Below are 15,861 nucleotides of genomic sequence, written 5' to 3'. Positions count from 1 at the left end.
TTCGGTGCATGTCGTACTCGCCGGCGGAGGAACCGCGGGCCACATCGAGCCCGCGCTCGCCCTCGCGGACGCCCTGCGCAGGCAGGATCCGACCGTGGGCATCACGGCCCTGGGCACGGAACGCGGCCTCGAGACCCGTCTCGTACCCGAGCGCGGGTACGAACTGGCGCTGATCCCGGCCGTACCGCTGCCACGCAAGCCCACCCCCGAGCTGATCACCGTCCCGGGCCGGCTGCGCGGCACCATCAAGGCGACCGAGCAGATCCTGGAGCGCACCAAGGCGGACGCCGTGGTCGGCTTCGGCGGATACGTGGCCCTGCCCGGCTACCTCGCGGCCAAGCGGCTCGGTGTGCCGATCGTCGTCCACGAGGCCAACGCCCGCCCGGGCCTGGCCAACAAGATCGGCTCGCGGTACGCGGCCCAGGTCGCCGTGTCCACGCCGGACAGCAAGCTGCGGAACTCCCGGTACATCGGCATCCCGCTGCGCCGCTCCATCGCCACCCTCGACCGGGCCGCCGCCCGTCCCGAGGCCCGCGCCATGTTCGGGCTCGACCCCAACCTGCCCACGCTGCTGGTCACCGGCGGCTCGCAGGGCGCCCGCCGCCTCAACGAGGTGATCCAGCAGGTCGCGCCGTGGCTCCAGCAGGCCGGCATCCAGATCCTGCACGCGGTCGGCCCCAAGAACGAACTGCCGCAGGTCCAGCAGATGCCGGGGATGCCCCCGTACATCCCGGTAAGTTACCTGGACCGGATGGACCTCGCGTACGCCGCGGCCGACATGATGCTCTGCCGCGCGGGCGCGATGACCGTCGCCGAACTCTCCGCCGTCGGACTCCCGGCCGCCTACGTCCCGCTGCCCATCGGCAACGGCGAACAGCGGCTCAACGCCCAGCCGGTGGTCAAGGCCGGCGGTGGCCTGCTGGTCGACGACGCGGACCTCACCCCCGAGTGGGTGCAGCACAACGTCCTTCCCGTGCTCGCCGACCCGCACAAGCTGTACGAGATGTCCCGCGCCGCCGCCGAGTTCGGCCGCCGGGACGCCGACGACCTGCTCGTCGGCATGGTGTACGAGGCGATCGCCGCCCGTGCACACCGCTAGGGACGCATGACGGAGGGCAGGGAGCGTGGCCGGACCGACCACCGCCGAGCGCGGTGAACGCCAGCAGGAGTCGTCCGGCCCGCCCCGGACCCGGCGGCTGCGCCCGCCGCGCCTCCGTACGGTCGTCGTCGCGGCCGTCGTCCTGGTGCTCCTCGCTGGCGGCACCGTCTGGCTGCTCTACGGGTCGGACTGGACGCGCGTGGAACGCGTGTCGGTCTCCGGAACCCGTGTTCTGACACCCGGGCAGGTGCGTGCGGCCGCCGACGTGCCGGTCGGGGACCCGCTCGTCTCCGTCGACACAGGGGCGATCGAGGCGCGGCTCGCGCGGGAATTGCCCCGCATTGACGAAGTTCGCGTAGAGCGTTCCTGGCCGCACGGAATCGAGCTGAAAGTGACGGAGCGTACCCCGGTTCTGATTGTCCAAAAGGGCGGAAAGTTCGTGGAAGTGGACGACGAAGGCGTCCGTTTCGCCACGGTTTCCCGCGCCCCGAAAGGCGTGCCCGAGCTGGAATTGGACCTCGCCCGTTCCGGCAACGCCGCGGCGAGTCTGCGCCGCTTCGACGAGGACCGCCTGGTGCGCGCGGCGGTAGGGGTGGCCGGCCGTCTCCCGGACGCGGTCGCCAAGGACGTACGGACCGTCAAGGTCCGTTCCTACGACGCCATCTCACTCGCGTTGAGCGGGGACCGGACCGTGGCCTGGGGCAGCGGAGAGCAGGGCGAGCGGAAAGCCCGGGCGCTCACCGCGCTGATGAAAGCGACTCCCGGCGCGCGGCACTTCGACGTGAGCGTTCCCACCGCGCCTGCGTCATCGGGCAGTTGACGGGTATACGTGCAGGCCAGCACCCTGGTTGGGCAGCGCTACGGCTGATCACATAGGGTGAAAAGAAAAACGGGAGGTTCGGCGTGTTCGTTGAACGTGCGCCACTTGTCGACTTAGTGTCCTGTTCAGAAGACTCCAAGGAACAGACACACTGGTAACCCTAAACTTCAGCGTTAGGGTTCGGGTCGGCACTACGGACCGTCCCAATCGGCATCAGTCGTCGGGTCGCGGGGGCATCAGTGCTTCGGCGGCCGGCGACACGTAACTCGAGGCGAGAGGCCTTCGACGTGGCAGCACCGCAGAACTACCTCGCAGTCATCAAAGTCATCGGTGTCGGCGGCGGTGGTGTCAATGCCATCAACCGGATGATCGAGGTCGGTCTCAAGGGCGTCGAGTTCATCGCCATCAACACCGACGCGCAGGCGCTGTTGATGAGCGACGCCGACGTCAAGCTCGACGTCGGCCGCGAACTCACCCGCGGACTCGGCGCCGGAGCCAACCCGGCAGTCGGCCGCAAGGCCGCCGAGGACCACCGCGAGGAGATCGAGGAGGTCCTCAAGGGGGCCGACATGGTCTTCGTGACAGCCGGTGAAGGCGGCGGCACCGGCACCGGCGGCGCGCCCGTCGTGGCCAACATCGCCCGCTCGCTCGGCGCCCTCACCATCGGCGTGGTAACCCGCCCGTTCACCTTCGAGGGGCGGCGCCGGGCCAACCAGGCCGAGGACGGCATCGCCGAGCTCCGCGAAGAGGTCGACACCCTCATCGTCATCCCCAACGACCGGCTGCTGTCCATCTCGGACCGCCAGGTCAGCGTGCTCGACGCGTTCAAGTCCGCCGACCAGGTGCTGCTGTCCGGTGTGCAGGGCATCACCGACCTCATCACCACGCCCGGCCTGATCAACCTGGACTTCGCCGACGTGAAGTCGGTCATGTCCGAGGCCGGTTCGGCCCTCATGGGCATCGGCTCGGCCCGCGGCGACGACCGCGCGGTGGCCGCCGCCGAGATGGCGATCTCCTCGCCGCTGCTCGAGGCGTCCATCGACGGCGCCCGGGGCGTGCTGCTCTCCATCTCAGGCGGCTCCGACCTCGGCCTGTTCGAGATCAACGAGGCCGCCCAGCTGGTCAGCGAGGCCGCCCACCCCGAGGCCAACATCATCTTCGGCGCGGTCATCGACGACGCCCTCGGCGACGAGGTCCGGGTCACCGTGATCGCCGCCGGCTTCGACGGCGGCCAGCCGCCGTCCAAGCAGCGGGACAACGTCCTCGGCGCCTCCTCCTCGGCCAAGCGCGAGGAGCCCGCCCCGGTGCGGCAGCCCGAGAACCGCCCGTCCTTCGGTTCGCTCGGCAGTGTCAAGCCGAAGGAGGAGCCGGAGCCGGCCCCCGCGCCGGAGCCGGTGAGCGACCTGCCGCAGGTCGCCCCGCCGCCGGTTCCGCCGTCCCGCACCTACTCGGACAGCGCGGCCGAGGAACTGGACGTGCCGGACTTCCTGAAGTGATAGGACAGCGCGACACCGTGAACGGCGCGCACTTCGGCTTCACCGACCGGTGGGGCGGAGTGAGCGCCGTTCCGTACGAGGAGCTCAATCTGGGCGGCGCGGTCGGTGACGACCCCGCCGCCGTCACGGCCAACCGGGCTCTCGCGGCCAAGTCGCTGGGCGTCGACCCGGCCCGGGTGGTCTGGATGAACCAGGTCCACGGCGCCGACGTCGCCGTGGTCGACGGCCCCTGGGGAGAGGGGCCGGTCCCGCGGGTCGACGCGATCGTCACCGCCGAACGCGGCCTCGCCCTCGCCGTCCTCACCGCCGACTGCGTGCCCGTCCTGCTGGCCGACCCGGTCGCCGGCGTCGCTGCCGCGGCCCACGCGGGCCGGCCCGGCCTCGTCGCCGGGGTCGTCCCCGCCGCCGTACGCGCCATGACCGGACTCGGCGCCGACCCCGCCCGGATCACCGCCCGCACCGGACCCGCCGTGTGCGGCCGGTGCTACGAGGTGCCCGAACGGATGCGCGCCGAGGTGACCGCCGTCGAACCGGCGGCGCACGCCGAGACGAGCTGGGGCACACCGGCGGTCGACGTGGGCGCCGGGGTGCACGCACAGCTCGCACGCCTCGGGGTGCGCGACCGGGCGCAGTCGCCGGTGTGCACGCTGGAGTCGAAGGACCACTTCTCGTACCGACGCGACCGCATGACCGGGCGGCTCGCGGGCTATGTGTGGCTGGACTGATGGGGCATGACGGACCGTAAGAGCGAACTCGCCGGAAACCTGGCGAAAGTGGAGGAGCGCATCGCCGCCGCCTGTGCGGCCGCGGGCCGCCCCCGCGACGAGGTGACCCTGATCGTGGTCACCAAGACCTACCCCGCCGACGACGTGCGCGTCCTGGCGGACCTCGGAGTGCGCCACGTCGCGGAGAACCGCGACCAGGACGCCGCGCCCAAGGCCGCCGCATGCTCGGATCTGCCCCTTTCGTGGCATTTCGTGGGCCAGTTGCAGACCAACAAGGTGCGTTCGGTGGTCGGTTACGCGGACGTCGTGCAGTCCGTCGACCGTCCCAAGCTCGTCGCAGCTCTGTCGAAGGAGGCCGTGCGGGCCGGGCGCGAGGTGGGCTGCCTGCTCCAGGTCGCCCTCGACGCCGAGGAGGGCGCGCGCGGTGATCGCGGCGGCGTGTCGCCCGAGGGAATCGAAGAGTTGGCCGACCTCGTCGCCGGGGCCGACGGGCTGCGGCTCGACGGGCTGATGACGGTGGCGCCGCTCACCGGGGAGTACGCGGGACGCCAACAGGCGGCGTTCGAGCGCCTCATGGATTTGTCGACCTACGTGCGCCGAGCCCATCCGGCTGCGAACATGGTCTCCGCAGGGATGAGTGCGGACCTCGAACAGGCCGTGGCCGCCGGAGCGACACATGTACGCGTCGGCACTGCGGTACTCGGAGTCCGCCCCAGGCTCGGGTAACGTCGCCAAGAAGTCGGACCACAGCAGAAAATATGGTCATTACCGCCGAAAGGCGGAGGCAACGACCTTGTGGATCGCGGGCACTTGGCAGTCGTCAGCCGATCCACCACAGAGCGGAGGACTCAGAGCATGGCCGGCGCGATGCGCAAGATGGCGGTCTACCTCGGCCTCGTGGAGGACGATGGGTACGACGGCCGGGGGTTCGACCCCGACGACGACTTCGAACCCGAACTGGACCCGGAGCCCGAGCGGGACCACCGGCGGCACGAACCGGCGCATCAGCCGCACGGTTCACATCAGCCCCAAAGGGACGAAGAGGTACGAGTCGTCCAGCCACCCGCGCCCCGCGAGCCGGTCTCCCGGTCCGCTTCGCTCGCGGCGGAATCGGGCCGTCCGGCGCGTATCGCGCCCGTGGCATCCATCACACAAGAACGCGCAAGCCTGGAAAAGAGCGCACCGGTCATCATGCCCAAGGTCGTGTCCGAACGAGAGCCCTACCGGATCACCACGCTTCACCCCCGGACCTACAACGAAGCCCGTACCATCGGGGAACACTTCCGTGAGGGCACGCCGGTGATCATGAATCTCACTGAGATGGATGACACAGATGCGAAGCGACTTGTCGACTTTGCGGCCGGTTTGGTGTTTGGTCTTCACGGCAGTATCGAGCGGGTGACGCAGAAGGTGTTCCTGCTGTCTCCTGCTAACGTCGATGTCACGGCGGAGGACAAGGCCCGCATCGCAGAGGGCGGGTTCTTCAACCAGAGCTGAGACGCAACACCGGCAGTGAGCAAGACACGGGTCCGACAACGGGCCCGAGAGATGGTTCAGGGGAGAGGGAAGCAAGGGTCATGAGCGTGGTCCTGGATGTCGTCTACATCGCGCTGATGTGCTTCCTCATCGTGCTCATCTTCCGGTTGGTCATGGACTACGTCTTCCAGTTCGCCCGCTCGTGGCAACCCGGCAAGGCGATGGTGGTCGTTCTGGAGGCCACCTACACTGTCACCGATCCACCGCTGAAGCTTCTGCGGCGGTTCATTCCGCCGCTGCGTCTCGGGGGCGTGGCGCTCGACCTGTCCTTCTTCGTACTGATGATCATCGTCTACATCCTGATCGCGATCGTGAGCCGGCTGTGAGCGATGAGAGAGACACGGGCTTGCCGAATGCCGACGACAACGTTGAGGTGAAGAGATGCCGTTGACCCCCGAGGACGTGCGGAACAAGCAGTTCACGACCGTCCGCCTCCGAGAAGGCTATGACGAGGACGAGGTCGATGCCTTCCTCGACGAGGTCGAAGCCGAACTGACCCGACTGCTCCGCGAGAACGAGGACCTGCGCGCCAAACTGGCCGCGGCGACGCGCGCGGCCGCGCAGAACCAGCAGAACATGCGCAAGCCACCGGAACCGCCGCAGGATCAGCAGCAGCATCAGCAGCAGCAGGGCCCGCCGCAGCAGGGCGGTATGCCTCAGCAGGGCATGCGAGGTCCCGGCGCTCCGGTGCCCGCCGGCATATCGGGCCCGCCGCAGCAGCAGATGGGTGGCCCCATGGGTGGTCCGCCCCAGCTGCCGAGCGGTGCCCCGCAGCTGCCCGCCGGTCCCGGCGGTCAGGGTGGCCCGCAGGGCCCCGGCCCGATGGGGCAGGGTCCGGGACCGATGGGCCAGGGCGGCCCCGGTCCGATGCAGGGTCAGATGGGCCCCGGCCCGATGGGCGGCCCCATGGGCGGTCCGCAGGGTCCCGGTGGTCCCGGCGGCATGCCCGGTCAGGGCGGCCCCGGCGGCGACAGCGCCGCGCGTGTCCTCTCGCTGGCCCAGCAGACCGCCGACCAGGCGATCGCCGAGGCCCGTTCCGAGGCCAACAAGATCGTCGGCGAGGCGCGTTCGCGTGCCGAGGGTCTGGAGCGGGACGCCCGTGCCAAGGCGGACGCCCTGGAGCGGGACGCGCAGGAGAAGCACCGTGTCGCGATGGGCTCCCTGGAGTCCGCCCGCGCCACGCTGGAGCGCAAGGTCGAGGACCTGCGCGGCTTCGAGCGCGAGTACCGGACGCGACTGAAGTCGTACCTGGAGTCGCAGCTGCGTCAGCTGGAGACCCAGGCGGACGACTCGCTCGCCCCGCCGCGTACGCCCGCGACGGCCTCGCTTCCGCCGTCCCCGGCGCCCTCGATGGCACCGGCCGGCGCGAGTGCCCCGTCCTACGGCGGCAACCAGTCGATGGGCGGCGGCCCGAGCCAGAACGGTCCGTCGTACGGCGGCCAGCAGCAGATGTCGCCGGCGATGACCCAGCCGATGGCGCCGGTGCGTCCGCAGGGGCCGTCGCCGATGGGGCAGGCGCCTTCGCCGATGCGAGGGTTCCTGATCGACGAGGACGACAACTGACGCACGGTAGTACGGCGTGATCGCCGGCAGCGTTCAGGGCGGGCCCCGGGTTTCTGACCCGGGGCCCGCCCTTTGCCGTGCCCGCCCAGCTGGGGGCAGCCGTGGCTCCCCCAGCGCCCGAACGACCCCGGGCCGATGGGGGAGGGCGGGCGCAGCGGCACCCGGCCAACGCCGGTGAGCGGCACCTGCCCCTTGGCCCGCGCCGACGGACAGCACTGGGCCCGGCGCCCCTCCACGCGAGGGGCGCCGGGCCCAGGTGCCGCCAGTCGGTTACTGCTGCTTGCGCAGGCGGAACGTCAGGGACAGCCCCTCGTCCGCGAACGGAACCCCGTACGTCTCGTCCGCCTCACCCCGCGCGAAGTCCGTCGCAAGGACCTCGTCGGAGATCAGCCCCGCGTGCTCGGTCAGCGCGGCTACCGTCGCCTCGTCCGTGGCCGTCCAACGCAGCGTGATCCGGTCCGCGACGTCCAGCCCGCTGTTCTTGCGGGCCTCCTGGATCAGCCGGATCGCGTCCCGCGCCAGACCCGCCCGGCGCAACTCCTCCGTGATCTCCAGGTCCAGCGCCACCGTCGCGCCCGAGTCGGAGGCGACCGACCAGCCCTCGCGCGGCGTTTCCGTGATGATCACCTCGTCCGGAGCGAGGGTGATCACCTCACCGTCGACCTCCACCGACGCCGTGCCCTCGCGCAGCGCGAGGGAGAGGGCGGCGGCGTCCGCGTTCGCGACCGCTTTCGCCACGTCCTGGACCCGCTTGCCGAACCGCTTGCCCAGCGCCCGGAAGTTGGCCTTCGCGGTCGTGTCGACCAGCGAGCCGCCGACCTCGCTCAGCGACGCGAGGGACTCGACGTTCAGCTCCTCCGTGATCTGCGTGCGCAGCTCGGGGGAGAGGGTGTCGAAGCCGGCCACCCCGATCAGCGCGCGGCTGAGCGGCTGGCGGGTCTTGACACCCGATTCGGCGCGCGTGGCGCGGCCCAGCTCGACCAGCCGGCGCACCAGCACCATCTGCTTGGACAGCTCGGGGTCGATGGCCGCCAGGTCGGCCTCCGGCCACGACGACAGGTGCACCGACTCCGGCGCGCCCGGGGTGACCGGAACGACCAGGTCCTGCCAGACCCGCTCGGTGATGAACGGGGTCAGCGGAGCCATCAGCTTGGTGACCGTCTCGACGACCTCGTGCAGCGTGCGCAGCGCGGCCTTGTCACCCTGCCAGAAGCGGCGGCGCGAGCGGCGGACGTACCAGTTCGACAGGTCGTCGACGAACGCGGACAGCAGCTTGCCGGCGCGCTGGGTGTCGTACGCGTCCAGCGCCTGGGTGACCTGGTCGGTGAGCGCGTGCAGCTCGGACAGCAGCCAGCGGTCCAGTACCGGGCGGTCGGCCGGGGCCGGGTCGGCCTCGCTCGGCGCCCAGCCCGTGGTGCGGGCGTACAGGGCCTGGAAGGCGACCGTGTTCCAGTAGGTGAGGAGCGTCTTGCGGACGACCTCCTGGATGGTGCCGTGACCGACGCGGCGGGCCGCCCACGGTGAACCGCCGGCCGCCATGAACCAGCGGACCGCGTCCGCGCCGTGCTGGTCCATCAGCGGGATCGGCTGCAGGATGTTGCCCAGGTGCTTGGACATCTTGCGGCCGTCCTCGGCGAGGATGTGGCCGAGGCAGACCACGTTCTCGTACGAGGACTTGTCGAAGACCAGGGTGCCGACCGCCATCAGCGTGTAGAACCAGCCGCGGGTCTGGTCGATGGCCTCGCAGATGAACTGCGCCGGGTAGCGGGCCTCGAACAGCTCCTTGTTCTTGTACGGGTAACCCCACTGCGCGAACGGCATCGAGCCCGAGTCGTACCAGGCGTCGATGACCTCCGGCACGCGCACCGCTTCGAGGGAGCAGCCCTCGTGGGTGCAGGTGAAGGTGACGTCGTCGATGTACGGGCGGTGCGGGTCCAGCTCCGACTGGTCGGTGCCGGACAGCTCGGTCAGCTCCGCGCGGGAGCCGACGCAGGTGAGGTGGCCCTCCTCGCAGCGCCAGATCGGCAGCGGGGTGCCCCAGTAGCGGTTGCGGGAGAGCGCCCAGTCGATGTTGTTGTTCAGCCAGTCGCCGTACCGGCCGTGCTTGACGGAGTCCGGGAACCAGTTGGTGCCCTCGTTCTCCGCCAGGAGGCGGTCCTTGATCTCCGTGGTGCGGATGTACCAGGACGGCTGCGCGTAGTAGAGCAGCGCGGTGTGGCAGCGCCAGCAGTGCGGGTAGCTGTGCTCGTACGGGATGTGCTTGAAGAGCAGGCCCCGGGCGTCCAGGTCCTCGGTGAGCTGCTCGTCGGCCTTCTTGAAGAAGACGCCGCCGACCAGCGGCAGGTCCTCCTCGAAGGTGCCGTCCGGGCGGACCGGGTTGACCACGGGCAGGCCGTAGGAGCGGCAGACCTTGAGGTCGTCCTCACCGAAGGCGGGGGACTGGTGGACCAGACCGGTGCCGTCCTCCGTGGTGACGTAGTCCGCGTTCACCACGTACTGCGCGGGCGCCGGGAACTCCACCAGCTCGAAGGGCCGCTGGTACGTCCAGCGCTCCATCTCGGCGCCGGTGAAGGTCTGGCCGGTGGTCTCCCAGCCCTCACCGAGGGCCTTCTCCACCAGCGGCTCGGCGACGACGAGCTTCTCCTCACCGTTCGTCGCGACGACGTAGGTGACCTCGGGGTGGGCCGCCACGGCCGTGTTGGAGACCAGCGTCCAGGGCGTGGTCGTCCAGATCAGGAGCGCGGCCTCGCCGGCCAGCGGGCCGGAGGTCAGCGGGAAGCGGACGTAGACCGACGGGTCGACGACCGTCTCGTAGCCCTGCGCCAGCTCGTGGTCGGACAGGCCGGTGCCGCAGCGGGGGCACCAGGGGGCGACGCGGTGGTCCTGGACGAGCAGGCCCTTGCCGAAGATCTCCTTCAGCGACCACCAGACGGACTCGATGTACTCCGGGTCCATCGTGCGGTACGGGTTCTGGAGGTCGGCCCAGTAGCCCATGCGGGTCGTGAGCTCTTCGAAGGCGTCGGTGTGGCGGGTCACCGACTCGCGGCACTTGGCGTTGAACTCGGCGATGCCGTACGCCTCGATGTCCTGCTTGCCGGAGAAGCCCAGCTCCTTCTCCACCGCCAGCTCCACCGGGAGGCCGTGGCAGTCCCAGCCGGCCTTGCGGCCCACGTGGTAACCGCGCATGGTGCGGAAGCGGGGGAAGACGTCCTTGAAGACGCGCGCCTCGATGTGGTGGGCGCCGGGCATGCCGTTGGCGGTGGGCGGGCCCTCGTAGAACACCCACTCGGGGCGGCCCTCGGACTGCTCCAGGCTCTTGGCGAAGATCTTCTGCTCGCGCCAGAAGTCGAGCACCGCGTGTTCGAGCGCGGGCAGGTCGACCTGGGCGGGCACCTGGCGGTACTGCGGCTGCGTATTCAACGAGCTTCCTCCGGCGGACGTGCTGCCTTCCGTCGGAGGGACGAGAGCCGTGCTCCCGCGGTACCACCCTCCTTGGCCGCCCGGCGCGTCGTGTGCGCCGTCCAGCCCCCTCATTGGGGTCGCGAGCCGGTTCTACTCGCCCTGGCGCTCCTGCCAGGGCTTTCTTCCGGCGGCTCCGGGGTGATCTTCACGTCGCGCTCGCCCCCGGGCTCACACCGTCCCCGGGTCGCTCTGGGCTGCCTACGCCGCTACTCGTCCCCATCCAAGCTTTTCGCTCCGCCCAGTGTACGGCGCCCCGCGGACAGCGGCCGACCGGTTTTCGTACGTCGGGCGGTGACCCGAATGCCGCCGCCCGGCGTTCGGCTCCCGGCGGCCTCGGCCGGGGCCGCCGTCCGGCGGATTACCGGGCGGGGAGCTGGGCACAACGCATGCATGCTCGCCGCGCGGCGCGCGGTGGGCGGGCGAATCGGGCGGCGTGCCCCGTTGCCGCGGGACCGGAGTCGATTTATCGTCCCAGCACGATTCGCGAGCAAGATCACAATATGTGAAGGGGCCGCGGCCATGGTGGCGAAGAAGACCGCCCAAGAGCAGCCGGAGACGGCTGCGGAGAAGACCGCCGCCAAGAAGACGACGGCCAAGAAGGCAGCCGCCAAGAAGACGGCCAGGAAGAGCACGGCCGAAAAGGCCGCGGCCGGGAAGAGCACGAAGAGCGCGGCGAAGAAGACCGCGGCGAAGAAGAGCACGTCCAAGAAGGTGGGCGCGGCGCAGGCCGCGGAGCAGACGGGAGCCACGACGGTGGTTGCGAAGAAGACTCCTGGCACGGCCACGGCGGCCAAGACCGCCGTTCCCAAGGCGCGCGGCGCCGCCGACCCCGGCGACCTCGCGGTACGTCCCGGCGAGGACCCCTGGACCCCGGAAGAGGTCGAGGAGGCGCGCGGCGAGCTCCAGTCCGAGGCCGACCGGCTGCGCACCGAGATCGACTCCTCCGAGCGCTCGCTCCAGGGCATGATGCGGGACTCCGGCGACGGCGCGGGCGACGACGAGGCGGACACCGGCAGCAAGAACATCACGCGCGAGCACGAGCTGGCGCTTGCGGCCACCGCGCGGGAGGTGCTCAGCCAGACCGAGCGCGCCCTGGAACGCCTGGACGCGGGCACCTACGGCCTGTGCGAGAACTGCGGCAATCCCATCGGCAAGGCACGCATGCAGGCCTTCCCGAGGGCCACCCTGTGCGTCGAGTGCAAGCAGAAGCAGGAGCGGCGGTACTGATCGGGTACTGATCAGCGGCCGGGAGCCGGGGCGTGCCGTACCCTCGTCCTCAGTCAGGCACCTAGGCTGAGGGACTCACGTGGCAGAGGCGGAGCGCATCATCGGTACTCCGGACACCCCGGACGCGGCGGGGGACGGGCAGGAGCGGCCCGACGCCGAGCAGGAGCAGGCTGCCCCGGAGCGCCCCCGGGGCAGGCGGCGCATCGCCGTGCTCTTCGCGGTCGCCGCGTTCGCCTACCTCCTCGACCTGGTCAGCAAGATGATCGTGGTCGCCAAGCTGGAGCACCAGGAGCCCATCGAGATCTTCGGGGACTGGCTGCGGTTCGTCGCGATCCGCAACGCGGGCGCCGCCTTCGGCTTCGGCGAGGCCTTCACCGTGATCTTCACGGTGATCGCGGCGGCCGTGATCGTCGTGATCGCCCGCCTCGCGCGCAAGCTCTACAGCCTGCCGTGGGCGATCGCGCTCGGCATGCTGCTCGGCGGCGCGCTCGGCAACCTCACCGACCGGATCTTCCGCTCGCCCGGCGTCTTCGAGGGCGCGGTCGTGGACTTCATCGCGCCCAAGCACTTCGCCGTCTTCAACCTCGCCGACTCGGCGATCGTGTGCGGCGGCATCCTGATCGTGATCCTGTCCTTCCGGGGCCTGGACCCGGACGGGACCGTCCACAAGGACTGAGCGCGCGTTCGGGAGTGTCCGACCCGTCCGGCATACTCGACGGGGTGAGCACGCTTCCCGAGATCCGTACCCTGCCCGTGCCCGACGGCCTGGAGGGCGAGCGCGTCGACGCCGCCATCTCCCGCATGTTCGGCTTTTCCCGTACCAAGGCCGCGGAGCTCGCCGCGGCGGGCAAGGTGCAGGTCGACGGATCGGTGGTCGGCAAGTCCGAGCGCGTCCACGGCGGCGCCTGGCTCGAGGTCGAGATGCCGCAGGCGCCCGCGCCGGTCCAGGTGGTCGCCGAGCCCGTCGAGGGCATGGAGATCGTGCACGACGACGAGGACGTGGTCGTCATCGTCAAGCCGGTCGGCGTCGCCGCCCACCCGTCCCCGGGCTGGAGCGGCCCGACCGTCATCGGCGGACTCGCCGCCGCCGGCTACCGCATCTCCACCTCCGGTGCCGCCGAGCGCCAGGGCATCGTGCACCGCCTCGACGTGGGCACCTCCGGCCTGATGGTGGTCGCCAAGTCGGAGCGGGCGTACACCTCGCTCAAGCGCCAGTTCAAGGAGCGCACGGTCGACAAGCGGTACCACACGCTCGTGCAGGGCCACCCCGACCCGACCAGCGGCACCATCGACGCCCCCATCGGCCGCCACCCCCAGCACGACTACAAGTGGGCCGTCACCGCCGAGGGCAAACCCTCCGTGACGCACTACGACCTGATCGAGGCCTTCCGCGCCGCCTCCCTGCTCGACGTGAAGCTGGAGACCGGCCGCACCCACCAGATCCGCGTCCACATGGCCGCCCACCGCCACCCGTGCGTCGGCGACCTGACCTACGGCGCCGACCCGACCCTCGCCAAGCGCCTGCGGCTGACCCGCCAGTGGCTGCACGCCGTGCGACTGGGCTTCGAGCACCCCGGCGACGGACAGTGGGCCGAGTACGCCAGCGACTATCCCGAGGACCTCCAGCAGGCCCTGGACCGGGTCCGCGAGGAGACCTACGCATGACCACGCCGTCGCGGCCGCCGTCGTACGGGATACGCGTCGCCGAGGACCCCGCCGACCTCGAGATGTGCTTCGCCGTGCGCAAGGAGGTCTTCGTCGCCGAGCAGCAGGTCCCCGAGGACATCGAGTACGACGCCTACGACGCCGTCGCCGTGCACGTCCTCGCGGTGCGGGCGGACGGCGTACCGCTGGGCACCGGCCGGCTCCTGCACGGCGAGGCGGCCGCGGCGAAGACCGGTGGCGAGGCGGCCGTCGGCTCCCTGGGCCGGCTGGCGGTGACCCGGGACGCCCGCGGACTGGGTGTCGGAGCCGCCCTGGTGCGGGCCGTCGAGGAGGCGGCCCGCGCGCGTGGACTCACCGCGGTGGACCTGCACGCGCAGACCCACGCCCTGGGTTTCTACGAGCGACTGGGGTACGAGGCGTACGGACCCGAGTTCCCGGACGCCGGGATACCCCACCGCGCGATGCGGCGCGCCCTGTAGCCGGAAGTGCCGTACGGGCTGGTGGGGACCGTGACGTGACAGGCTTGAGGTCCGCCGTGTGACGCCGAGAGACCACCGGAGCGGTGACCGTGGATCAGTTGGGCCTGTTGTTCATGCTGCTGCTCGGGGCCCTGCTGAGCGTCCCGCTCGGCGCCCGCCTCGGGCTGCCGGCGCCGGTGCTGATGACGGTCCTCGGGATCGTCCTGGCGCTGCTCGACTTCGTGCCCAACGTCGACATCCCGCCCGAGCTGATCCTGCCCGCGCTGCTGCCGCCGCTCCTCTACGCGGCCGTACGGCGCACGTCCTGGCGGCAGTTCGCGGCCAACAAGCGGCCGATCTTCCTGCTCGCCGTGGCGCTGGTCTTCGTCACCATGGCCTGCGTGGCCGCGGTCGCCCACGCGATCGTGCCGGGCCTGCCCATCGCCGCCGCCTTCGCGCTGGGGGCGCTGGTGGCACCGCCCGACCCGGTCGCGGCGACCGCCGTCGCCGGTCAACTGGGGCTGCCGCGCCGCCTGGTGTCCATTCTGGAGGGCGAGGGGCTGTTCAACGACGTGACGGCCATCGTCCTCTACCACGTGGCCATCGCCGCCGCGGTCGGCGGCACCTTCTCGCCGTGGCGGGCCGGGCTCGACCTGGTGCTGTCCGCCGTCGTCGCCGTCGCGGTCGGCCTCGCGCTGGGCTGGGCCACCAACAAGCTGATGAGCGTGCTGGGCGACGCCACGCTGCAGATCGGCATGACGCTGCTGGTGCCCTACGTGGCGTACGTACTGGCCGAGGAACTGCACGGCTCCGGGGTGCTCGCGGTGCTCACCACCGCGATGTTCCTCGCCGAGTACGCTTTCGACGCCGACGACGTGATGACCCGGCTCGCCGGACACACCGTCTGGGACGTCGTCGACACGCTCGTCACCGGTGTCGCCTTCGGACTCGTCGGCCTGGAACTGCACAACGCCATCCGCACGGCCTCCGGACGCTGGACCGAACTGCTCGGCTGGTCCGCGGCAGTCGTGGGCGTGGTGATCCTCGTACGGCTGCTGTGGCTGCTGCCCGCCACCTGGCTGACCCAGCGGCTGCACCGACGGCGGGACCAGGACGAGGACATCCCCACCTCCTGGCGGGAGACGGTCGTCATGTGGTGGTCGGGCATGCGGGGCGTCGCCTCGGTCGCCCTGGCGCTCGCGATCCCGCTCGAGACGGAGGACGGGTCGGCCTTCCCGCACCGCGAGGAGATCATCTTCATCGCCTTCGGCGTGATCATGGTCACGCTGCTGCTGCAGGGCCTGACGCTGCCGTGGCTGGTGAGCCGGCTCGGGGTGCGCGCGGACACCGAACGGGAGCAGCGGTACGAGAAGGAACTGGCAGTCCGGGCGGCCAAGGCGGCCAAGCAACGGCTCAGGGAGATCGAGTCGGTCGAGGAACTGCCGGAGGAGCTGTCCGAGCAGATGCTGCGGCGCGCCTTCGACATCGGGCTGCGGATCAGCCCCGACGTCGGTGACGAGGAGCGGCGCGAGGCACAGGAGCAGCGGGCCCGCAGGGTGAAGCGGATCCGCCGCATCCAGGGCGAGATGCTGAGCGCGGCCCGCCACGAGGTGCTGGCCGCCCGCAGCGAACCCGGCGCGGACCCGGAGATCGTCGACCGGGTACTGCGCCAGCTGGACGTCCGGAGCATGCGGTGAGGCCGGCCCTCGCGCGCGGCGGCGAGGGCGGGCCCGAGGGCCGGAGAAGGACGGCGGAGGGGCGTGTCCGCACCACAGCGATCCGGCAGCACTCGCCCGGCCGGCCCCGGCAC

14 protein-coding genes are annotated in these 15,861 nt (G+C 70.9%); 13 read left to right on the top strand and 1 reads right to left on the bottom strand.

The window, feature by feature from the left end; translation table 11 throughout:
• The first annotated feature begins 4 nt into the window (after window positions 1-4).
• From murG to divIVA, 8 genes are all read left to right on the top strand, one after another.
• Entirely contained in the window at window positions 5-1,099 is a 1,095-nt protein-coding gene (gene murG, locus ACFW47_RS00625) for an undecaprenyldiphospho-muramoylpentapeptide beta-N-acetylglucosaminyltransferase (RefSeq protein ID WP_019328001.1), read from the top strand.
• A gap of 25 nt (window positions 1,100-1,124) precedes the next feature.
• A complete protein-coding gene (ftsQ, locus tag ACFW47_RS00620; protein ID WP_386304196.1) occupies window positions 1,125-1,919 on the top strand; it encodes a cell division protein FtsQ in 795 nt (264 codons plus the stop codon).
• A gap of 287 nt (window positions 1,920-2,206) precedes the next feature.
• On the top strand, window positions 2,207-3,415 hold the full coding sequence (ftsZ, locus tag ACFW47_RS00615) for a cell division protein FtsZ (RefSeq protein ID WP_386282704.1): 1,209 nt from the start codon (window positions 2,207-2,209) through the stop codon (window positions 3,413-3,415).
• Complete coding sequence (gene pgeF, locus ACFW47_RS00610) at window positions 3,412-4,140, top strand: peptidoglycan editing factor PgeF (protein WP_386282701.1); 729 nt, start codon at window positions 3,412-3,414, stop codon at window positions 4,138-4,140. Before ftsZ ends, pgeF begins: the two co-directional genes overlap by 4 nt.
• A gap of 6 nt (window positions 4,141-4,146) precedes the next feature.
• Window positions 4,147-4,866 carry a YggS family pyridoxal phosphate-dependent enzyme gene (locus ACFW47_RS00605; RefSeq protein ID WP_386282699.1) on the top strand — a complete coding sequence of 240 codons (720 nt, stop codon included), beginning with the start codon at window positions 4,147-4,149 and terminating at the stop codon, window positions 4,864-4,866.
• A 129-nt stretch (window positions 4,867-4,995) separates the two neighbouring features.
• Window positions 4,996-5,637: a cell division protein SepF gene (sepF, locus tag ACFW47_RS00600; RefSeq protein WP_386282696.1), complete on the top strand. Its 642-nt coding sequence runs from the start codon at window positions 4,996-4,998 to the stop codon at window positions 5,635-5,637.
• 80 nt (window positions 5,638-5,717) lie between these two features.
• Window positions 5,718-6,002, top strand: coding sequence for a YggT family protein (locus ACFW47_RS00595; RefSeq protein WP_019328007.1), 285 nt, complete (start codon window positions 5,718-5,720; stop codon window positions 6,000-6,002).
• Window positions 6,003-6,057: 55 nt separating this feature from the next.
• A complete protein-coding gene (gene divIVA, locus ACFW47_RS00590; protein ID WP_383280861.1) occupies window positions 6,058-7,239 on the top strand; it encodes an apical growth/hyphal branching protein DivIVA in 1,182 nt (393 codons plus the stop codon).
• Window positions 7,240-7,509: 270 nt separating this feature from the next.
• Here the strand turns inward: divIVA and ileS are convergent, their stop codons facing one another.
• Window positions 7,510-10,659, bottom strand: a complete 3,150-nt coding sequence (ileS, locus tag ACFW47_RS00585; RefSeq protein WP_386282693.1) for an isoleucine--tRNA ligase — start codon at window positions 10,657-10,659, stop codon at window positions 7,510-7,512.
• A 561-nt stretch (window positions 10,660-11,220) separates the two neighbouring features.
• On the opposite strand from ileS, the gene ACFW47_RS00580 reads away from it, so the two are divergent.
• The 5 genes from ACFW47_RS00580 to ACFW47_RS00560 all read left to right on the top strand — a co-directional run bounded on the left by ACFW47_RS00580 (window position 11,221) and on the right by ACFW47_RS00560 (window position 15,748).
• Window positions 11,221-11,928, top strand: coding sequence for a TraR/DksA family transcriptional regulator (locus ACFW47_RS00580; protein WP_386282690.1), 708 nt, complete (start codon window positions 11,221-11,223; stop codon window positions 11,926-11,928).
• Window positions 11,929-12,007: 79 nt separating this feature from the next.
• The gene (gene lspA / locus ACFW47_RS00575) at window positions 12,008-12,604 is read left to right on the top strand and encodes a signal peptidase II (RefSeq protein ID WP_386282688.1); all 597 of its coding nucleotides are present in this window, start codon (window positions 12,008-12,010) and stop codon (window positions 12,602-12,604) included.
• 44 nt (window positions 12,605-12,648) lie between these two features.
• Window positions 12,649-13,593 carry an RluA family pseudouridine synthase gene (locus tag ACFW47_RS00570; protein WP_219177912.1) on the top strand — a complete coding sequence of 315 codons (945 nt, stop codon included), beginning with the start codon at window positions 12,649-12,651 and terminating at the stop codon, window positions 13,591-13,593.
• Entirely contained in the window at window positions 13,590-14,072 is a 483-nt protein-coding gene (locus ACFW47_RS00565) for a GNAT family N-acetyltransferase (RefSeq protein ID WP_386304193.1), read from the top strand. Before ACFW47_RS00570 ends, ACFW47_RS00565 begins: the two co-directional genes overlap by 4 nt.
• Window positions 14,073-14,161: 89 nt before the next feature.
• Complete coding sequence (locus ACFW47_RS00560; RefSeq protein ID WP_386282680.1) at window positions 14,162-15,748, top strand: Na+/H+ antiporter; 1,587 nt, start codon at window positions 14,162-14,164, stop codon at window positions 15,746-15,748.
• Window positions 15,749-15,861 lie beyond the last annotated feature (113 nt).

It is taken from the genome of Streptomyces sp. NPDC058796 (genome assembly GCF_042745235.1).
GTDB lineage: Bacteria > Actinomycetota > Actinomycetes > Streptomycetales > Streptomycetaceae > Streptomyces.
Note: the sequence above shows the minus strand (reverse complement) of the source record. Positions and strands in the feature narration are given on the sequence as shown.